This is a genomic window from Lutaonella thermophila (assembly GCF_055387725.1).
On sequence record NZ_AP043783.1, the window covers coordinates 423,367 to 444,684 of the forward strand.

The following is a 21,318-nucleotide window of genomic DNA, read 5'->3' on the forward strand; positions in this document are numbered from 1 at the left end:
ATAATTAGTAACATTGTTTGAGATTTACTCAATAAACTGTTTTTATTTTTAAAAATTAATCAACAATTTAATTTTGCTACTCAAAAACATTAAAACCACTATTCCTATAAAATATCACATCCTTTTTTGGTTTGTGTATTTTGCTTTTAATGTTGTACGTTGGGGTAGTTATTTTAATGATTATTGGTACTCTTTAAAATCTAATCTTGTAGAGTTCCCTATTCACATAATAGTTGTTTATATAAACATCTATTATCTCATTCCAAAGTTTATTCTTAGAAAAAAACACTGGCATTATTTAGCAAGTTTGCTAGCAATGCTTGCTATGATTTATTTAGTTAGAACAGGATTAAATTATTTATTAGTTACAAAAGATATTTGGCCTGAAGCCGATACACAAAGTGCGTTTTTAACCTTTAACCATGTTGCTGCTGTAGTATTAGGAGAATTGTATGTAATTGCTTTTGTTACAGCTATTAAGCTTATTGTAGATTGGAGTATAGAGAAAAAAAGAAACGAAGAGTTGGCAGCGCTCCAACTTAGTACAGAGCTTAAGTTTTTAAAAACACAAATTCAACCGCATTTTTTCTTTAACATCTTAAATAATCTTTATGCCTTAACATTAGAGAAATCAGACAGTGCGCCACAAATGGTAATTAAGCTCTCTAATATGATGCAGTATGTTTTATACGAAGTAAATACTACTAAAATTAGTCTCTTAAAAGAAATTGAGCATATTAATAACTACATAGATATTGAGCGCCTTCGTTTTAAAGATCGTGTTAATGCAAACTTAAACATAACAGGAAATTTAGAAGATATTAAAGTGCCTCCTTTATTGTTTTTACCATTTATAGAAAACTGCTTTAAACATGGCTTAGTTGAGAATGATAATATTTTAATTACCATAAACTTTACCATTAACAATCAATATTTAATTTTTGAAGTCACAAATAATTTTAATGAGAAAGCATTAAACGAACATCAAAAAAAACACGGAATTGGTATTGCCAATGCCGTAAGAAGATTAAATTTACTTTATGCTAATAATTACACCTTTAAAACAACTCAACAAAAAGATAAATATTCAGTGTATTTAAAAATCCCGGCACAATGATTATTAAATGCGTTATTATAGATGATGAACCTTTGGCCATTAATGTTATAGAAAATCACTTAGCCCAGTTTGATAACTTTCAGATTGTGCAAACTTATAACAATCCTATTAAAGCTTATGAGCTTTTAGAAAAAGAAAAAATTGATGTGGTTTTTTTAGATATTAATATGCCGCAAATGACCGGGTTTGAGTTTATAGAAAGTCTTACAAACAAACCGCTTTTTGTAATTACAACAGCTTACCGTGAATATGCCGTTAAAAGTTTTGAGCTGGATGTATTAGATTATTTAGTAAAACCCATTCCGCTTAATCGTTTTTTAAAAACCGTCAACAAAATTTATCAATATAAATACAACACAACCCAAACAGATAGTTTGTTGCAGCAAGAACCCCATATGTTTTTGCGGGTTAACAAAAAACTTATAAAAGTTAACCTTAATGATATTTTACTAATAGAAAGTTTAAAAGATTATGTAAAAGTAATTACTACTTTAGGCGATTATGTAGTACACAAATCATTAACTGCCATAACCGAAGAGCTTCCGGCAAGTAACTTTTTGCGAGTACACCGATCGTACACTATTGCTCTAAACAAAATTGTGGCTTTAGATGGTAACACCATAGAAATATCTAACAGAAAAATACCCATCGGAAGAAACTATCAAAAAATTGCTAAAGACCGAATTTTACACACAAACGAAGACGACTCTTAATTACTTAATTATGGTAACACTAACTACTTTAGATTACGCTCTAATTTTACTGTTTTTTGCTTGCACTTTATTTATAGGTATTTGGGTTTCAAGAAAATCCGGAAAAAACACAACCGAATATTTTTTATCGGGCAGAAGTATGCCATGGTGGTTGTTAGGGCTCTCTATGGTAGCCACTACATTTTCTACAGATACCCCTAATTTAGTAACAGATATTGTTAGAAAAAATGGTGTTTCTGGCAACTGGGTCTGGTGGGCTTTTTTAATTACAGGGCTTTTAACGGTTTTTGTGTATGCTAAACTCTGGAGAAAATCTAAAGTTACTACAGATATAGAGTTTTACGAATTACGATACGGTGGTACTCCCGCTAAATTTTTAAGAGGATTTAGAGCTGTTTATTTAGGAATATTATTTAACATTTTAGCCATGGCGGGTGTAACGTTGGCTGCCATTAAAATTGGTGGAATTATGTTAGGATTAGCACCATGGCAAACCGTTGTTATAGCAGGATTGGTAACCGTTACCTTTAGTGCGCTTGGCGGATTTAAAGGAGTAGTGTATACCGATTTTTTACTGTTTTTTGTTGCTATGGGGGGCTCTGTTGCAGCTGCTTATTATTTAGTTAATCTACCCGAAGTTGGAGGTATGCAAGCATTGCTTTCTCATGAAAATGTAAGCTCTAAACTTTCTATTCTGCCTGATTTTAGTAATACAGAAGCTGTAATTACACTTTTAATTATTCCGTTAGCTGTGCAATGGTGGAGCTCATGGTATCCGGGAGCAGAACCCGGTGGAGGAGGTTATATAGCCCAGCGTATGTTGGCTGCTAAAGATGAAAATCATGCCATTGGCGCAACCTTTTTCTTTAACATTATGCATTATGCTTTGCGTCCTTGGCCTTGGATTATTGTTGCGCTGGTTTCGTTGGTTGTTTTTCCGGATATAGCCAGTATTCAAGAGGCATTCCCAAATATTGCAGACGATAAGTTGGGGCACGATTTAGCCTATTCTGCCATGCTTACCAAACTGCCTGCAGGATTATTAGGCCTGTTGCTTGCAGCTTTAGCTGCAGCTTATATGAGCACTATTTCTACCCATTTAAACTGGGGATCTTCGTATATAGTAAATGACTTTTATAAACAGCAAATCAATAAAAATGCCTCGCAAAAAACCTTAGTAGCTGTTGGTAGACTCTCTACTGTTGTTTTAATGGTGTTTAGTGCGTTGCTGGCTTTAATGCTTCAAAATGCGTTACAATTATTTGATTTTATTTTGATGTTTGGTGCCGGAACCGGACTCATATTTATTTTACGCTGGTTTTGGTGGCGTATAAATGCATGGAGCGAAATTTCGGCTATGTTTGCTTCGGGTATTATATCAATTTTATTTAACACAGAATATATTGGTAATGCACTATTTTCTGATGAAGGCATTTTCCCGTCGTATTTAAAATTTCCTCTTATTGTTTTATTAACTTCTATAATTTGGATTACCGTTACATTACTCACTAAGCCGGAAAGTAACACTGTATTATATACCTTTTACAAAAAAATACAGCCGGGAGGTCCGGGCTGGAAAACCGTTTTAAAACAAGCCCAACAAGACAATATTACCCTAACCGAAACCAACGAGAGCTGGGGTGTTCCGGCCGGTATTGTGGCAATGCTTTTAGGTTGTGTGCTTATTTACAGTGCTCTTTTTGCAACGGGCTATTGGATTTACGGTAACTATACAATGGCATTAATTTTAACTGCAACTGCAACAATTTCGGGCTTTTTATTAACTAAAACCTGGCGAAAAATAAAAGCCAACGTACTGTAATTTTATGCAAAACAGAATAGCATCTATAGATATTTTTAGAGGGATTACAGTTGCAGCCATGATACTGGTAAATAATCCTGGAAGTTGGTCTGACGTTTATGCTCCTCTACTGCATGCACCATGGCATGGTTTAACACCAACCGATTTAATTTTTCCGTTCTTTTTATTCATAGTAGGCATTTCTATCTCATTAGCCTACAAAAACAAAAAATCTAATGCTAAAACTTATAAAAAAATAATAATAAGAGCATTAAAGTTAATTGGTTTAGGGCTGTTTTTAAGTGCTTTTTTACCCTACGTTCCTTTTGTTAAAGATTTTGAAGCCATTAGATTTCCGGGAGTATTACAACGTATTGGTATTGTGTTTTTAGTTTCGGCAGTATTGTACTTAAACGTAACCAGAAAAATGTTACTGCTTATAACCGGATTTATTGTAATAGGATATTGGCTTTTTATGAGTTTTGTTCCGCTCCCGGATGGCACTATGCCAACATTAGAGAGAGCTCCTAACAATTGGGCAAATTATATAGATTGGTATGTTTTAGGCTCTCATATGTGGAAAGCAGATTATGATCCCGAAGGTATTTTAAGCACTTTCCCGGCTATTGCAACCTGTTTGATTGGCGTTTTAATCGGACCAAAAATTGTTCAGGAAAGTCAAGAAAAATTAAAAGATTTACTGCTAATTTCCGGATTATTGCTTGCTATTGGTTACTTGTGGAGTTTTGTTTTCCCGCTTAATAAAGCACTTTGGACAAGTAGTTTTGTGTTGGTTACTGCCGGTTGGGCAACATTATTTTTAGTGCTGCTTCATTATATAACCGATGTAAAAAAAATACCGTTAGGTAATGTTTTTACTGCTATGGGAATGAATGCTATAACGGTGTTTTTCTTATCGGGTTTTATTGCTAAAACATTTTATTTGGTAAAAATAAATGGTATTAGCATTCACACTTTATTATACAACAATCTTTTTACCTACAATTGGCTTCCCAATAAATTAAGCTCGTTATTATATGCCATTGCTGTTGTGACTTTTTACGGAGCTTTAGCTTACGTGCTATATAAAAAACGAATTTTTATTAAGGTATAGGTCTATTCAGGTACAATGGTTTTTAAACAAATTAGGGGGTAGCTTATAAAAAAAGAGGTTGCGCTTAAAGCAGCCTTGGCTTACTTTATTTACGCAACCTCACGCATTAGTAGCTTTTTATAGCTTATTTACCCAGCATTAAAAGCTCGTTACACACAATTTCGGTAACATAGCGCTTGTCTCCTTCTTTGGTTTCGTAACTACGCGAAGTAAGTTTACCCTCTATTGCAACTTCATTACCTTTAAGCAAATACTTTTCTATAATTTCTGCTGTTTTGCCCCACGCTACAATATTGTGCCATTGGGTATCTTTAACAAGCTCGCCCTGCGCATTTTTATAGCTTTCGTTAGTGGCTATAGAAAATTTGGCCAATTTTTTGCCGCTTTCCAGATTAATAATTTCAGGATCGTTTCCTAAATTTCCAATCAACTGTACTTTGTTTCTAAGATTTTTCATGTTTACTAAATTTTTAATGTTAAACAGTTAATACTATTGGTTTTTGGCAACCAACAGTACAAATATGCGACCCTAAAATGCAGCTATCCGACTTATAAACGGTTACTTTCGTTTGTAAATGTTTGTTGTCGTTTGTAAGAAGTTTTTTATTTATATTTGACGCTTTTTACAAGATGTAAAATCTATACACATTCTTGTATATTATATTTTATTCGTGTCTAAAAATAAAAAGAGGTCCTCTTTTCCTTTGTTTACAAATTTTAAGAGAAAGCACACAAAATTTTGAGAAAAAAAGGTATCTTTTTGTCAAAATTTGACAAGTCTTATGGAAACAATATTTAGGGAATATTTAAGGGGGTTGAGAACAAAAAACGAATTGACTCTTACTCAACTTGCTGCTAAGCTGAATTTAGATAGTGCCAACTTGTGTGAAATTGAGAATAGCAAAAGAGACTTTGATAAAAAGCGATTGCCTCTATTAGCAAAATTTTTTAATTTAAATCTGCCAGAGCTAGAGAATGAATAAATTTCTGATCAGCTTGAAAAACTAATTTACAAATACAACTGCTCTAAACAATTTTTGAAAAGTGTAGAAACTAAAGCAGAATACAGAAGAACCTTAAAAGAAAAAAGCGTATGAATATAGTATCATTTTTTGCAGGGGCAGGTGGACTTGACCTTGGGTTTGAGCAAGCAGGATTTAATATTATTTGGGCAAACGAATATGATAAAGAAATTTGGGAAACTTATGAGAAAAACCATAAGAATACCATATTAGACAAAAGAAGTATTGTCGATATAAAAGAAGAGGAGGTTCCCAATTGTGATGGTATAATTGGTGGACCACCTTGTCAAAGTTGGAGCGAAGCAGGTGCTTTAAGAGGTATTAATGATAAAAGGGGAAGACTTTTCTTCGACTTTATACGAATTTTAGAAGCAAAACAACCCAAATTCTTTTTGGCTGAAAATGTAAGCGGTATGCTTTTGCCAAGACATAAAGAAGCGTTACAAAACATCAAAGAAATGTTTAAAAATGCAGGGTATGAATTGTCTTTCCAACTATTAAATGCTTCTGATTATAATGTGCCCCAAGACAGAAAACGTGTGTTTTTTATTGGGATAAGAAAAGATCTAGGATTTAAATATGAGTTTCCAAAAAATACTTTTCCAAAAATTACACTAGAAGAAGCAATTGGAGATTTGAGAGATACTGCACTGCCAGCTTTAGAGTTAAACAAGACAAATGGTGTTAATTGCAAAATCCCAAATCACGAATATATGATTGGTAGCTTCTCAACAATTTTTATGTCAAGAAATCGTGTAAGAAGTTGGGATGAACAATCATTTACAATTCAAGCAGGTGGACGGCATGCTCCAATTCATCCACAGGCTCCAAAAATGAAATTTATAGAACAGAATAAGAGAATTTTTGTTCCAGGAAAAGAACACTTATACCGAAGATTAAGTGTTCGAGAGTGTGCAAGAATTCAAACTTTCCCCGATAGTTTTATATTTTATTATGATAAAGTAGCTGTAGGATATAAAATGATTGGCAATGCAGTTCCAGTAAACCTTGCAAAGTTTTTAGCAGAAAGTATCAAGTCACAGATAGAAACAAGAACAGTTAAAAAAGTAGAAAGACGAAAAACAATATCGGAAGCAGTATGACCAACATTTTAGAGGCTATATGTAATATAGTAAATCATAAAAACTTCGCAATTAGAAGTTTTTATTCTGGAAGAAATAGAGCAAACAGTATGGGAGATGCTCTTGAAAATTATATTAAAGATGCCTTTGCTAATACATTTCAATTAAATAATGAATTGTCTCGATTAGAAATTTATAATAATACGTTTTCTTGGTTAGGCTCACAAAACAATCCACCAGATATTATGATTAAAGGTGGTGATGCAATTGAAGTTAAGAAAACTCAAAGTGCAAATAGTAGTTTAGCTCTTAATAGCAGTTACCCAAAAGCTGATTTAAGACATACAAGCCCGATGATTACAAGTGAATGCAAGTCTTGTGAAGATTGGACAATTAAAGATTTGATTTATTGTGTTGGTCACACTTCCGACGAAAATATAAGTTCACTATGGATGGTTTATGGTAGTATTTATGCTGCTAAGCACGAGACATATCAAAGAATAAAAAAAACCATTTCAGAGGGCATTAAAGATATTTCAGATGTTGTATTTTCTGAGACAAGAGAACTTGGAAGAGTAAATCAAGTAGATCCTTTAGGAATTACTAATCTTCGTATTAGAGGTATGTGGCAAATCGAAAATCCAAGAAAAGTATTTAATTATCTACATGAACCAACAGACAAGGAGTTTGAATTAATATCTATAATTCCTAACGAAAAATACAACAGCTTCCCTGAGAGTAGCAGAATAAAAATTGAAGGAATAAAGGAAGATGGTTTTAGTATTGAAGATAAAAGAGTGAAAGACCCGAATAACCCTGCGAATTTATTGGATTGTAAATTGATAAAATTATGTGTTTAGCTAACGTGAAGTTTAAGCACATAAAAACCTCTCTATTGAGTTTGCAAAGAACTTTCAAGGCAACCAAAGTTAATAAACTAAAGGCAACCATTAACGAGCAAAAAGTCACAAACTAAATTAATATGAATAAATTAAACTGTAGAGCAAATAATAAATATTGTTGATCCATATATCCGTGTTCGTTATCATAAATTTTATAACAATGTAATATGCAACGCAAATGCTTAGAATGCGGCGAGAAGTTAATGGGCAGAATTGATAAAAAATTCTGCTCAGACCATTGCCGTAACACCTATAACAACAACATAAACAAAGACAGTAAAAACCTAATACGCAATATTAACAACCGGTTGCGTAAAAACTACCGTATTTTACAAGAGCTAAACCCGGATGGCAAAGCAAAAACCACGCGCAATAAGTTATTACAACGTGGTTTTGATTTTAATTACATTACAACCGTATATACTACCAAAGCCGGTAAAATATATTATTTTGTGTACGATTTAGGCTATTTACCGTTAGATAATGATTACTACGCTTTAGTGAAAAAAGAATAGCTATTTCCAGTTTTGCCCTTTTAATTGTAGCGCTGCTTTTAAAATATCTTTCTGACTAATTTGACCTACCAATTTACCATTTTCTACAATAGGAAAACGCCTTCTTTTAGAGGTTAAAAACTTGTTGGCTGCATCAAAAATATTCATGTTGCCATCTATAGTTTCTACATTTTTAACCATGCATTTTTCTACCGTGTTGTTTTTATCTAAAGGCATGTTGTAATACCTGCTTTCCGAGACTTGTTTAATACAGTCTCCCTCAGAAATAATTCCTACAAGTTCATTCTTATCATTCACAACCGGCCCACCCGAAATTCTGTTTTTTATAAGTGTTTCTATAACTTCTTCTATAGATTGTTCCGGTTTAAATGTAATAAGCTTACGCGTCATATAATCAGACACTAAAATAGGTTCATGTACTGGACGACTATGATCATTCTTTCGTGCTCCTTGAAAACTTTTTATACCCATAATCGTAAAAATTTAATGTGGTTAGTACTTAAAGTTAGCCATTTTTAACAAATAGCGCAACATAAAATATTGGTATTGTTTCTTTTTATACATTTATATAGAAAACCAAAACTCATGAAAAAATACACACAAGCCCTCTCTTTCTTAGTAATTATTGCATTGGTATATTGGAGTTTTTATGCGCTGTATCCGCAAAAAAGCACATCGTTTACCATTCCTAATAGCAGCTTTATGTTAGATAATGCTTTAGCCCATGTTAAAAACATGGCTCAAAAACCCCATTATGTTGGGGCAGATGCTCATAGTGAGGTTAGAGATTATCTGGTTAATGAACTAAAAAAATTAGGATTAAACCCAACACTACAAGAAGGGTTTACCGGTGGCGATTGGGGTAATGTTAGTAAAGCCATTAATATAATAGCCCGAAAAAAAGGAACGGGCAATGGTAAGGCTCTTTTGCTGCTTTCTCATTACGATAGTAGAGCGCATGCTTCTTTAGGCGCAAGCGATGCTGCTAGTGGCGTGGCAACTATTTTAGAAGGGTTACGTGCTTTTATAGCAGACAACACAACTCATAAAAATGATATTATTGTTGTATTTACAGATGCCGAAGAATTGGGGTTAAATGGTGCACAAGTTTTTGTTAATAATCACCCATGGATAAACGATGTTGGCTTAGTATTAAATTTTGAAGCCCGAGGAAGCGGTGGCCCCAGTTACATGCTTATAGAAACCAACCAGGGCAATGCCAAACTTATTGAGGCATTTAATAATGCAAATGTGCCGTATCCGGTGGCTAACTCCTTGGCATATAGCATTTATAAAATGCTTCCCAACGATACCGATTTAACTATTTTTAGAGAAGATGGTAACATTAACGGTTTTAATTTTGCTTTTATAGATGATCATTTTGATTATCATACTGCATTAGACAAATACGAGCGATTAGACCACACCTCTCTTGCACACCAAGCTACCTATTTAATGCCGGCACTAAACCATTTTAGTAATGCAAATTTAACCGAGCTTTCTGCCACTACAGATTATGTTTATTTTAACGTGCCTGCCTTTAAATTGGTTTCGTACCCGTATAGTTTTATTTGGCCTATGCTACTTTTGGGACTACTTGTTTTTGTAGTATTAATTGGTTACGGATTAAAAAAATCTGTGCTTAGTGTTAGCGATATTGCTAAAAGTTTCATTCCGTTTTTTATAACGCTTATTGTTGCTGGATTAATTGGCTTTTTTGCCTGGAACGTTCTATTACTTATTTATCCTCAGTACCATGATATTTTACAAGGGTTCCCTTATAACGGTCATTATTACATTGCAGCCTTTGTAGCACTTACGCTGGCTGTTTGCTTTTTTGCATACCATAAATTTAATAAGCTAAGCGCTCAAGCCAGTATGGTTGCACCTATTACAATCTGGTTGTTTCTTTGCACAGCTATTGCTGTTTACTTAAAAGGTGCCAGCTTTTTTATAATTCCGGTTTACGGAGCTCTGGCAGTACTTTGGATTTTATTGAACGATAAAAAACCTAACCTTTTAGTGTTGGTTGTATTGTCTGTTCCGGCATTGTGGATTTTTCCGCCATTTATACAAATGTTTCCGGTGGGATTAGGACTTAAAATGATGATTGCAGCAACATTACTTACCACATTGTTGTTTGGGTTGCTAGTTGGCATTTTTTCTTTTTACAACATTAAAAAACAACTCTCCGGATTAGCATTTGCTATAACACTACTTTTATTGCTTATAGCTCATTTTAAAGCAACTCCAACTGTAAATACTCCAAAACCAAACAGTTTATTGTATGTTTTAGATGCCGATAACCAAAAAGCTTATTGGGCAACATACGATAGGGTAATTGATGATTGGACAGGCAATTACATTCCGGACTCTATTAAGGAAAATGCTTTACAAAAAACCACATTAACCAGTAAGTACGGTACCGGATTTACTAAAACTGCTCCTGCACCGGTAAAAAGTATACAAGAGCCTTACATAGAAATTATAAAAGATACCACAGTGGGTAACAACAGGCTACTACAGTTTTGTATTACTCCACAACGCGATGTAAACCGATTAGAACTGTTTATTAATAATGAAGTAGAAGTTTTATCTGCCAAAGTTAATGGTGTTGTGTTTTCTCCAAAATATATTGATAGAATAAATACAACTAAACGTATATTTACACATCATATAAGTGATAATGCTTACACCGAAGTTACGTTGGCGGTTTCACCAAATACGCCTGTAAATATTACCTTATTTGAAGCTTCTTATAATTTACTTTCGCACCCGCAATTTAGTATCCCTGAAAGGCCTGAAAATACAACACCAATGCCTTTTGTGTTAAACGATGCAATTGCTATTCAGAAAACATTACTATTTAATTAAATTGTTTAGGAAGTATTTAAGAGTATAAACAAATAATTTTAATAGTTTTAAGCCCGAATAAATTATTACTACATGAAACGATTACTTTTAGTTATTACAGTATGTTTTGCAGCAAGTAGTTTTGCGCAAAACAACCAGCAATTACAGCAGCATTACGAAGCTTTTTATAAGCAAATGAAGCAGCAAGGCGATATGCAAGGTGTTATAAATGCATTAACTAATTTAAATATTTTAAACCCTTCTCAAGCCAGAAAAGACACCTTGGCTTATTTATACGCTAATGCCGGAAGGTATATGCAGGCACTTAATACTATAGGAATTAATAAAAACACAGCAGATTCTGATTTAGCAGTAGAAACCAAAGCGGTTTCATTAAAAGAGCTTAACCAGCCCAAACTTGCTTTAGAGCATTACGAGCTTTTGTTTTCTAGAAACCCTAACCCATACACTGCCTACACAATGGCCGATTTACAACTACAAATTGGTGATACAGACGGTGCTAATAAAAGTGTTGAATATGGTTTGACTAATGTAAAAGATGATATGAAGTATGCCTTTTATGAAAGCCAACCGCCTTATGAGGTTTCTTTAAAAGCTGCTTTTACCTATTTAAAAGCAATTGTACAGCTATCTAAAGACAACACAAATTTAGATGCTGCTATTGCAACTTTAGATGAAGCTATTACTATGGCTCCAAATTTTAAAATGGCTGTTACGGCAAAGCAAGCTTTAGAAAATAGAAAAAATAATCCTGAAGGAAATAAAAATTAGAACTCCGGTTTTATATTAAAAAAAGGCGCTTTTTAAGCGCCTTTTTTGTTACCAAATTTTAATTCGTTTTTCGGGTGGTAAGTACATACCATCTCCTTCTTTTACATTAAATGCTTCGTAAAAAGCATCAATATTTTTTAACGGTTGTATTGCTCTGTACATCCCCGGAGAATGCGGATCGGTTTTTATTCTGTTCTTTAAAGCTTCGTCTCTCATTTTGGTTCTCCAAACGGTAGCCCAGCTCATAAAGAAACGTTGCTCTGGTGTAAACCCGTCTATTTTGCCGGGATTACCATGTTCTTTTAAGTGAATCTGTAAAGCATCATAAGCAGCATTAACTCCACCTAAATCTCCAATATTTTCTCCTAAGGTAAATTTACCGTTTATAAAAACTCCCGGTAATACTTCTATCTCGCTGTACTGTGCTGCTAATGAATCGCCTAATCTGTTAAATTGCTCAAGATCTTTATCTGTCCACCAATTTACCAAGTTACCATCAGCATCAAAATCAGCTCCGCTATCATCAAAACCATGCGAGATTTCATGCCCTATAACCGAACCGATTCCACCATAATTTACAGCTGCATCTGCATTAAAATTGAAGAACGGAGGTTGTAAAATAGCTGCAGGGAAAACAATCTCATTATACGAAGGGTTGTAATATGCATTTACAATCTGAGGCGCCATAAACCACTCAGACTTATCTACCGGCTTATCTAACTTTGCTATGTTTTCATCAAAATTCCATTTAGAGGCGTTCATCATATTTTGTAAATATGAGCCCCCTTCTTCAACACTTTTTATCTCTAGGTTAGAGTAATCTTTCCATTTATCCGGATAACCAACCTTAACTTGCGTTTTTTTAAGTTTCTCTATAGCTTTTTGTTTGGTTGCCTCATCCATCCAATCTAAAGCATTAATTCTGGCTTCATAGGCTTTTATTAGATTGGCTACCATTTCTTCCATCTGTGCTTTGGCTTCCGGCGGGAATTTTTTATCTACATATAATTTACCCAGTGCCTCGCCAATTGTCCAATTTATAGTTTGTAGAGCACGCTCTTCTCTTGGGCGTTGTTCTTTTGCTCCACGCAACGTTTTACTGTAAAATTCCCAATTGGCTTGCTCAATTTCTTCAGAAAGCATATTGGCTGCATTGTTAAGTACTGTCCAGCGCAAATATGATTTCCAGTCTTCTATATTGTTTTTTGAAAGAACCGTTTGAAGTGATTTAAAATACCCGGGGTCTGTTACAACAATGGTATCTACCTGTGCCATACCAAGGCCTTGCAAATAATTATCCCAATTAACTGCAAACACCATGGTTTTTAAATCTGAAACAGCTGTTGGATTATAACGTTTACTAGGGTCTCTACGCTCAACCTTATCCATTCTAGGCTCTGCAAGCATAATTTCGAATGCTAAAATTCTTTCTGCCTCTTTCTGTGCTTCCTCTTCATTGTAATCTATAAACTGAAGCATTCTTGCAATATGCGCCTTGTACTTTTCTCTTTTTTCTTTAGAATCTTCATCGTCTGCCACATAATAATCTCTATCTGGTAAGCCTAAAGCTCCGGGGCCTAAAAAAGCAACATTTTTGTTACTGTCTTTAGCATCAGCTCTAACACCTACACCAAAAAAGGCAGAAATTCCGTAAGGTTCTGTTTCAATTAAAAATTGCTCTAATTGCGCTTTGTTTTCTATGGCGTTTATTTTCTCTAGATAGGGTTTAATAGGCGCTACACCCATTTTGTTGCGGTTTTCTATATCCATAATTGTTTGATATAAATACACCGCTTTAGCCTCATCTGAATTTGGGTCTAAATTAGGATCGTTTAAAGCTTCGTTTAAAATAGCCAGTGCGTCAGAGTCTGTTTTCTTTCTAAGCGCATCAAAACTTCCCCAACGAGTCCTGTCTGCAGGAATCTCTGTTGAGTCTAACCAAGCACCGTTTACATACCTGAAGAAGTCGTCTTGAGGTCTAACAGATGTATCCATGTAGGCAAGGTTAATACCCGGCTCTGCATCTTGTTTGGCTGTTGCAGCTTCTTTTTTGCAAGATGATATTGTTGCTCCTGCTAAAGCAACTACAAAAAGCGTTTTTGTAAAGTTCTTTTTCATTTTGTGGTTAATTACTTAGTTTCAATGCAATTTAAAACAAAAAAACTGCTCATAAAGAGCAGTTTGCAATTCGTTAACATTTTTTTGGGTAATCTAGATTTATAATTAGTTTACTTTAAACTCAAAGACTTCTGATAGCGACGTGTTTCCTTCGGCATCCCTACTCACAACCTGCCAATAATAAACTGTATCAGAGGAAACAGATACAGTTAACGATGCCTCGGTTACAGCTGTTGCTTCAAGGTTTACAGGAGGTGTAACGGTATCAAAATACACATCATAATTAATTAAATCTCCATCTAAATCACTACCAGTCCAAGATAGTGTAACTTCACCACCCGAAACAGTAATATTTTCTCCCATAGCAGGACTTTGAACTTCGGCCGGATACGGAGCGTAATTTTCTATTCCTTCTCCGGCATTATAAAACTTCCAGGTTTCACTTTCTGCTGTTTGAGAAACCCCGTTTGCTTTAGACTCTACACTCCAAGAATACGGCGTACCACGTAAAATAGTAGCTGCATATTCTGTAGCGCTAGTATTATATGTACTTGTGCTACCGTTTAATAAGTTTTTTATTTTTAAAGTATAGTTATCTGTATTAGCAGACTCATTCCATCTAAAAGTAACTTCACTTTGTGTATCTGATATCACAGTCCCTTCTGTACACTCTTTATCTTTTTCAGGAAAAACCAGTGTAGCAGCAGCTGGCGGATCGGGGTCTGGTGTTGGCCCTGGTCCGTCATCACCTCCGCCTCCTCCGCTTCCGCCACATGAAGCGAATACTAAGAGAGCTAAAAAATATACTGTTGTTAGTGCTTTTTTTGTATTCATGGGGTTATCTTTTAATTACTTTATAGCTTAATTGTTTTTGGTTGGTTTTTATGGTTAAAATGTAAGCTCCGCTTTGTAAGTTTTGTGGATGCAACACTATTTTACCATTATCCGGTTTATAAGTTTTGGTAAATACGCGTCTTCCTGCATACGAATATAATGAAACTGTAACATTTTCGTTTACCTGCCCTAATACTACATTAATGGTATTTTCTGTAAACGGATTAGGATAGATTAATACTTGGTCTGATACTACAATAGTTTCAATATAAGTTCCTTGACAAGCTTTGTCTGTAGTAACTTTTAATGTATTTATCGGCGCTTCAAGGTTTAGTGTTATAGAACTTTCTGTTGTAGAGAACAGTTTATCATTAAGCTCAATATAATAAACCGAGCTACCTGATAAATTTATTGATACTTTTTTGCCATTATCTTGAACTCTCGCATAAACAGATAACGGTTCTGGCTCTGCTACTGTAACCGTAAAACATTGCTCATATTCCGGTTCTTCGGCAAGTGTTATACAAAGCTCGTAAGTACCTGACGTTAGGTCTGAAAACGAGGTTTCACTTGTAAATGATTGAGCGCTATTTATACCATTGCCCGTTAATGTTGCAGTATAGTTGTATGATTGTTGTGCAGTAATTTCAATTGCTCCGTTATTTGACGATATACATGTTTCTGATATTGTTTTTATAGAGAAATTATCTGCTGGAAGTGAAAATACTTCGCAGCCTGTAACATCTACTACAGTATTTGGTGGAGTTCCTAAACATTGATCTACACTATCTGGCACTCCATCATTATCATTATCATCATCACAAACATCTCCAATTCCATCTCCATCTACATCTTCTTGCCCCGGATTGGCTACTAATGGGCAGTTATCTTCTGCATCTAATACGCCATCATTATCATCGTCTGTATCGCAAGCATCGCCCATACCATCAGAATCTGTGTCGGTTTGGTCTGCATTAGCCACAAGCGGACAGTTATCATTTACATCTAAAACACCATCATTATCATCATCTTCATCATCTTGAAATCCTTCAATAATTAAATCGTCTACTACAGCACCTTCTTCAACAACTGCCTGGTCTGAATGAAACACAATTCTGAACATTATATTGGTTTCACCTCTTAAATCGGTTTCACCGTTAATAGCATTAAGTGTAAAATCATAAGCATACTCGGTCATTGTTGCATTAGTACCTGTCCATTGCCCTCCGGGGCAATTAAAACAGTCATTTCCTGTAGTTGCACTGGTTCTATCACTTGTGTACCAATTAGGTTGGCTATTTACAGTACCTAATAAATTCCATGTAGTGCCATCGGTAGAATATTCTACATATACTACATCCCAGTTTTCTTCGAGCTCATACGCCATTTTAAATTTAAGAACCGGACTTAATACTGTAGAAAAATCATAACATTTGGTTACTATATAGCTCTTAACCATGTTGTTATGGTCTCCTGCTAAATTGGTGCCGTAAACTTGTGTACCGGATGCTGTCTGATTTAAAAGAGTTCCCGTTGGAACACCTCTTTGCCACTCAGCTGGGGTTGTTCCATCTTCATTGTAAACCAATAATTCATCAGAAGCAGACTCAAATGTGTTAAGCTCTCCCGTATTACCTACTTCGTTAACATAAAATGAAGTTTGTATGGTGTTATTATCTGAATAAGTGTCATTTGTTATTGTTGCAGTAACTTCTAAATCAACCAGCCCTACAGCTTGAGAAAAAGACGGTAATGTAACGGTTGTAGTTTCTGACGATGCTAAATTACCGGTCCAAGTAAAATTGTTGGTAGTACCGTTTACTATATATTCTATATCTGCAGATGTGATTGGGTTTTGCCCTTGATTTTCTATGGTGATTTGAACCGCAACATCTCCACAAACAACTTGATTTTTAGAAGGATTATCTATTGAAACTAAGCGTATTTCATTGTCGGGAAGCTCTACCGGAATTGGAGATTGCCAAACTCCTCTACCATAAGTTGCTGCTGTAATTATACCTTGCTCTAAACTTATATCTAAATCTCTAACCGGAGAATTAGGCAATCCGGCATAATATTCTTCCCACTCGGTTAAACTGTCATCTAATCTGTAAACGCCTATATTAGTTCCAACATAAATAGGGTTTAAAGAATGACGCCCTTGATGTACTACTATAAAATAAGGCTGATCTGTTGGTAAGTTGTAAGTAATATTAGTAAAAGTAGCCCCACCATCTTCTGATTTGAAAACACCTCTATTACCTTGTTGTGCTGTGGTTACATAAATTATATTATTGTCAGTATTATTTACCTCTATGGAATTTATATTTGATGGGAATGTATAAACGTCTGTAAATGTAGCTCCACTATCTGTAGATTTTTTTAATTTATCGTCTACAGCAACATACATAACTGTTGGATCTATTGGATCTATCTCTAAATCTGTAGCATTCCCCCCACCAAACAAATTTGATACACTTTGCCAAGAGTTTCCTGCTAATTTATACAGTGCATTATAAGCTGCATAAATTTCTCCGTTTTTATCAATAGACAAAGGTGTAATCCAGTCTCCTTGTAAATTACCATTATTAGGCGCTTGTATTGATGCGACCAGGGTTTGACCTCCATTAGCAGATATGTTTAGCGAACCTCCATATTGGGTAAACCCATAAATTAAAGCATCATCATTAGGGTTTATTACGTTATCCATTCCATCTCCACCATGGTATGTGCGCCATTGGTTATTTCTGTAAGAGTGACCGCCATTATCTTGAAGCCCTCCAATAATTTTAGAAGCATCTTTAGGGGCTACAGTAATGCGATAAAACTGACTAATAGCCAACCCTTCTGTATGATCTGTAAATGATTGACCTCCATCTGTAGAGGTGTAAACCCCACCATCACTACCGCAAAACAAAATTCCGTTAAAAAATCTAAGCATATGAATATCGGCATGGGTATAAGCCTGATCAAAAACATTCCAGTTGTTAAGCTTAGTAAAGTTATCCCCTCCATCAACCGATTTCCATATATTTAAACACCCAACATAAATCTCATCTGCATTAGTAGGTGATACTGCCATGGCTAAATCAAACCAAGCTTGATTGCTCTCTAAAATATTACTTGATTCATTTGTTTCTGTAAAGGTTTCTCCTGAATCTGTAGATTTATATACTCCATTAAACTCGTAATCGTTAGCACTTGTTTTAGCACTTAAAATATAAACGTATTCAGGATTGGCCGGTGTAACTTCTAACACAAAACGACCTGATGAAGCTGGTAGTCCTTCGGAAATTTCCTGAAACGTCTCTCCGGCGTCTGTAGATTTGTAGTATCTGTTATTTGTAACAGCATATATTACATTGCTATCGCCTGGTTTTAATTTAAGATCTTTAATGTTTCCTGAAAGCTTTTGAGTCCAATTTATTCCGGCATCTGTAGTTTTATACACCCCATTATTAGTAGCAACCCAAAGTGTGTTAGAGTTATTAGGATCTATATAAATTTCGTTCATTGAAGTTGGGCTATTACTTGGGCTTAATCCTGTAGGGCTCCAAGTTTGCCCTCCATCTGTAGATTTAAATACTCCTACACTAAAAGAATCGCCTGCATCATCATCTCCGGTAGCTATATAAATAATGTCAGAGTCATTTGGGTCTATAGCAATCCCCGAAACTCCTATTTGAGGAAGCTCATCTGTTAATGGTGTCCATGTATTGCCTGCATCTGTAGATTTCCAGATACCTCCTGCCGGAGCACCAACATACCAAGTGTTAGCATTATTGGGGTCTACAGCAATTACATTAACCCTGCCTTGACCGGGAAGCCTGCCTCCTTCGGCAATATGCGAAAAGGGTCCTAATGGCTGCCAGTTTGCTGTTGGGTTTTTGGCTAAAACACTACTATTTTTATTTTCCCAGGTTTTCCATAACTCGTGGGGTGTTGGCAAGTATCCATTCTCATCAACAAAATGTTTCCAGAAAGACTCCCAACGTTTAAAAGGTTTATAACCAGCTCCTTTTTTAGAAATATCTTTGTTTTTAAAATGAGCTTCAAATGCATTAGAAATATCATATAAAGAATACCATTTTTCACCACTTTTTGTAGTAATTCCTTTTTGGTTTTCTTTCTCTAATTTTTCTAAACCGGGAGCCAGTTTATTAAACTGTGCTGAAACAGAAAAACTAAAAAGAGTAGTTAATAGTAATGGTAAGATGTAATAACGTTTCATGAAATTCTTTTTAACGAGCGTTAATATAAAATAATTTTAGTTTTTGGTTTGATTTTCAATATGATAAATTTGTTAAACTCGTTAAAAAACTATTTTTTTTGTTTTTTAACTATAGAAGACTTTAAAACACTGTCTTTTTCTTTTTTTAAAGCAACAATTTCTTTAACAAACTCATTAGGTATAGCTATAGAAAGAACATAGTGAACTATCTTCCACTTTCCGTTAATTTTTTTTAGTACCCCAGAGCCCCTACAAATTTCCATTTGAGTGTCTAACAACTCATCAAACCAAGCAATTTTAGCTGTTTCATCTATATAAATATTTCTCTCTATACAGGTAAAACTCCATGCTTTTCCTCTATCAAAATAAGGTTTTGAAAATGCTTTAAAAGACTGTAAATCCCAATTTTCAGTAGCATCAGTTCCAATAAAAACGGCTTTTGGTGCCATGTAACCAAAATACTCCGAAAAGTTTGCATCTGCAGCAGCTTTATGCCAATTATTTAAAACAGTGTGAATTTGCTTTTCTTCAGGGTTTTGAGCAAAAAAGAACTGTACACTTAGGAGTGTTAGTGTTGTTATTAAAATTTTATTCATCGTCTAATAAAGTTTCGGAAATATTGTTGGTTAGTACCTCTGTAAACTGATTGCGTAATGCATTAAAAGCCAGCAATAGTTTTGCTTTTTGGTTTGTTATAGTATTCTCTGCAACTTGTGCTTCAGAAAGTTTTGCTTTTGTTTCTAACAAATAGGTTTCAAGCACCTTTAACCTGCTTTTAATTCTGGCATCGTTTAAGGGTTCCGGAATACTGTCTTTATTAATGTTTTTTTCTTTTTCTATGAGCTCATCTACTAAAAGCTTTAACTCTTCCTTTTTATTTTTACGAGTAAGTGTAACAAAACTTTTTTCGAATTCTTTATATGAATCCCATTTAGCTATTTCTGCTTCTACTTCTGAAGACATCTTAACGATAGTAGGTAGCTGTGCGACAGTTTGTGATTCTTGAGATTCTTTAGGAGAATAATCTAAAGGTTTCGGATTATTTTCTTTGCATCCTAAAACAATTAAAAAAATTAAAAGCAGTGCTAAAAAATGTTTTTTGCCAATCATGTTCCGAAAATACAACTTTTTGTTTTTTGCCTTTTCAAAGGTAATCTTTAAAATATGATGTTCATAACCTTAATTGAGGGTTCTTTTTGTTATTTTTGCGACCATGAAAACTGCTGTTTTAATTCTAGGTGCTTGTGGGCAAATTGGCTCTGAATTAACCATTAAGCTTAGAGAAAAATATGGTGTTGATGCTGTAATTGCATCAGATATTAGAACCGGGTCTGATGAGCTAATGCATTCCGGACCTTTTGAAATATTAGACGCAACTAATAAAGAAGCCATACAAGATTGTATAAAAAAACACAACATAACCGATGTATATTTAATGGCTGCCATGCTTTCTGCAACTGCCGAGAAAAAGCCGGAATTAGCATGGCATCTTAACATGACATCGCTTTTAAATGTATTAGATTTAGCCAAACAAAAACTTATAAAAAAGGTTTTTTGGCCCAGCTCTATTGCAGTTTTTGGCCCAACAACGCCAAAGCAAAACACTCCTCAAGTAACCATAACAGAACCTACAACTGTTTACGGTATAAGTAAATTGGCAGGTGAGCGCTGGTGCGAATACTATCATTCTAAATATGGCGTAGATGTTAGAAGCTTACGCTACCCAGGTTTAATAAGCTGGAAAACCCCTCCGGGTGGTGGCACTACAGATTATGCTGTTGCTATATATTACGATGCTATATCTAAAGGAAATTATGAGTGTTTTTTACGTGAAGACACGAAGCTTCCAATGATGTATATGGACGATGCCATTAATGCCACTATAAATTTAATGGAGGTGCCGGAAAAAAATATAACAATACGATCTTCATACAATGTAGGGGCTTTAAGTTTTACTCCACAAGAAATAGCCAGTAGTATTAAAAAACACATCCCTTCCTTTAATATAAGTTACAAACCCGATTTTAGACAAGAGATTGCAGATTCTTGGCCTGAAAGTATTGACGATTCTCAAGCTAAAGAAGATTGGAATTGGAAACCTACATTTTCTCTGGAAGAAATGACTAAAACAATGTTAGCGCATTTAAAAGATAAAGCTGTAATATAAATTACTATTAATTATATATAAAAAACGACTCTGAAAAATCAGAGTCGTTTTTTTGTA

Annotated in this window: 18 protein-coding genes; 11 read left to right on the forward strand and 7 right to left on the reverse strand. The window is 34.7% G+C overall.

What is annotated here, in order from left to right; all coding sequences use genetic code 11:
* The first annotated feature begins 73 nt into the window (after nucleotides 1-73).
* Genes ACZ5CF_RS01960 through ACZ5CF_RS01975 form a run of 4 tightly spaced genes read left to right on the forward strand, consistent with a single transcriptional unit; the run spans nucleotide 74 to nucleotide 4,745 of the window.
* Nucleotides 74-1,117 (forward strand): sensor histidine kinase, encoded by a 1,044-nt coding sequence (locus tag ACZ5CF_RS01960; RefSeq protein ID WP_464580022.1) that lies wholly within the window; start codon nucleotides 74-76, stop codon nucleotides 1,115-1,117.
* Nucleotides 1,114-1,830: a LytR/AlgR family response regulator transcription factor gene (locus tag ACZ5CF_RS01965; RefSeq protein WP_464580023.1), complete on the forward strand. Its 717-nt coding sequence runs from the start codon at nucleotides 1,114-1,116 to the stop codon at nucleotides 1,828-1,830. The genes ACZ5CF_RS01960 and ACZ5CF_RS01965 overlap by 4 nt, the downstream gene beginning before the upstream one ends.
* 10 nt (nucleotides 1,831-1,840) lie before the next feature.
* Nucleotides 1,841-3,652, forward strand: a complete 1,812-nt coding sequence (locus tag ACZ5CF_RS01970; protein ID WP_464580024.1) for a sodium:solute symporter family protein — start codon at nucleotides 1,841-1,843, stop codon at nucleotides 3,650-3,652.
* 4 nt (nucleotides 3,653-3,656) lie between these two features.
* Nucleotides 3,657-4,745: an acyltransferase family protein gene (locus ACZ5CF_RS01975; RefSeq protein ID WP_464580025.1), complete on the forward strand. Its 1,089-nt coding sequence runs from the start codon at nucleotides 3,657-3,659 to the stop codon at nucleotides 4,743-4,745.
* A 124-nt stretch (nucleotides 4,746-4,869) separates the two neighbouring features.
* Here the strand turns inward: ACZ5CF_RS01975 and ACZ5CF_RS01980 are convergent, their stop codons facing one another.
* Nucleotides 4,870-5,202 (reverse strand): single-stranded DNA-binding protein, encoded by a 333-nt coding sequence (locus ACZ5CF_RS01980; protein ID WP_464580026.1) that lies wholly within the window; start codon nucleotides 5,200-5,202, stop codon nucleotides 4,870-4,872.
* 325 nt (nucleotides 5,203-5,527) lie between these two features.
* Between ACZ5CF_RS01980 and ACZ5CF_RS01985 the strand changes: the two genes are divergently transcribed.
* From ACZ5CF_RS01985 to ACZ5CF_RS02000, 4 genes are all read left to right on the forward strand, one after another.
* Nucleotides 5,528-5,728 carry a helix-turn-helix domain-containing protein gene (locus tag ACZ5CF_RS01985; protein ID WP_464580028.1) on the forward strand — a complete coding sequence of 67 codons (201 nt, stop codon included), beginning with the start codon at nucleotides 5,528-5,530 and terminating at the stop codon, nucleotides 5,726-5,728.
* A 110-nt stretch (nucleotides 5,729-5,838) separates the two neighbouring features.
* Nucleotides 5,839-6,870, forward strand: a complete 1,032-nt coding sequence (locus ACZ5CF_RS01990; RefSeq protein ID WP_464580029.1) for a DNA cytosine methyltransferase — start codon at nucleotides 5,839-5,841, stop codon at nucleotides 6,868-6,870.
* A complete protein-coding gene (locus ACZ5CF_RS01995) occupies nucleotides 6,867-7,709 on the forward strand; it encodes an NgoPII family restriction endonuclease (protein ID WP_464580031.1) in 843 nt (280 codons plus the stop codon). The genes ACZ5CF_RS01990 and ACZ5CF_RS01995 overlap by 4 nt, the downstream gene beginning before the upstream one ends.
* A gap of 209 nt (nucleotides 7,710-7,918) precedes the next feature.
* Nucleotides 7,919-8,266 (forward strand): hypothetical protein, encoded by a 348-nt coding sequence (locus tag ACZ5CF_RS02000; protein WP_464580033.1) that lies wholly within the window; start codon nucleotides 7,919-7,921, stop codon nucleotides 8,264-8,266.
* On the opposite strand, the gene ACZ5CF_RS02005 is transcribed toward ACZ5CF_RS02000, so the two are convergent.
* Nucleotides 8,267-8,737: a CBS domain-containing protein gene (locus ACZ5CF_RS02005; RefSeq protein WP_464580034.1), complete on the reverse strand. Its 471-nt coding sequence runs from the start codon at nucleotides 8,735-8,737 to the stop codon at nucleotides 8,267-8,269. It lies immediately after the preceding gene.
* A gap of 114 nt (nucleotides 8,738-8,851) precedes the next feature.
* On the opposite strand from ACZ5CF_RS02005, the gene ACZ5CF_RS02010 reads away from it, so the two are divergent.
* Both ACZ5CF_RS02010 and ACZ5CF_RS02015 read left to right on the forward strand, forming a co-directional pair.
* Nucleotides 8,852-11,140, forward strand: coding sequence for a M20/M25/M40 family metallo-hydrolase (locus tag ACZ5CF_RS02010; protein WP_464580035.1), 2,289 nt, complete (start codon nucleotides 8,852-8,854; stop codon nucleotides 11,138-11,140).
* A 72-nt stretch (nucleotides 11,141-11,212) separates the two neighbouring features.
* Nucleotides 11,213-11,911 (forward strand): hypothetical protein, encoded by a 699-nt coding sequence (locus ACZ5CF_RS02015; RefSeq protein WP_464580036.1) that lies wholly within the window; start codon nucleotides 11,213-11,215, stop codon nucleotides 11,909-11,911.
* Nucleotides 11,912-11,959: 48 nt separating this feature from the next.
* On the opposite strand, the gene ACZ5CF_RS02020 is transcribed toward ACZ5CF_RS02015, so the two are convergent.
* The 5 genes from ACZ5CF_RS02020 to ACZ5CF_RS02040 all read right to left on the reverse strand — a co-directional run bounded on the left by ACZ5CF_RS02020 (nucleotide 11,960) and on the right by ACZ5CF_RS02040 (nucleotide 20,204).
* The gene (locus ACZ5CF_RS02020) at nucleotides 11,960-14,029 is read right to left on the reverse strand and encodes a M13 family metallopeptidase (RefSeq protein WP_464580037.1); all 2,070 of its coding nucleotides are present in this window, start codon (nucleotides 14,027-14,029) and stop codon (nucleotides 11,960-11,962) included.
* A gap of 105 nt (nucleotides 14,030-14,134) precedes the next feature.
* On the reverse strand, nucleotides 14,135-14,863 hold the full coding sequence (locus ACZ5CF_RS02025) for a hypothetical protein (RefSeq protein ID WP_464580039.1): 729 nt from the start codon (nucleotides 14,861-14,863) through the stop codon (nucleotides 14,135-14,137).
* 4 nt (nucleotides 14,864-14,867) lie between these two features.
* On the reverse strand, nucleotides 14,868-19,094 hold the full coding sequence (locus tag ACZ5CF_RS02030; protein WP_464580041.1) for a VPS10 domain-containing protein: 4,227 nt from the start codon (nucleotides 19,092-19,094) through the stop codon (nucleotides 14,868-14,870).
* Between the two features lie 89 nt (nucleotides 19,095-19,183).
* Entirely contained in the window at nucleotides 19,184-19,690 is a 507-nt protein-coding gene (locus ACZ5CF_RS02035; RefSeq protein ID WP_464580042.1) for a nuclear transport factor 2 family protein, read from the reverse strand.
* Nucleotides 19,683-20,204 (reverse strand): hypothetical protein, encoded by a 522-nt coding sequence (locus ACZ5CF_RS02040; protein ID WP_464580043.1) that lies wholly within the window; start codon nucleotides 20,202-20,204, stop codon nucleotides 19,683-19,685. The genes ACZ5CF_RS02035 and ACZ5CF_RS02040 overlap by 8 nt, the downstream gene beginning before the upstream one ends.
* Nucleotides 20,205-20,307: 103 nt before the next feature.
* Between ACZ5CF_RS02040 and ACZ5CF_RS02045 the strand changes: the two genes are divergently transcribed.
* Entirely contained in the window at nucleotides 20,308-21,261 is a 954-nt protein-coding gene (locus ACZ5CF_RS02045; protein WP_464580045.1) for an L-threonine 3-dehydrogenase, read from the forward strand.
* Nucleotides 21,262-21,318 lie beyond the last annotated feature (57 nt).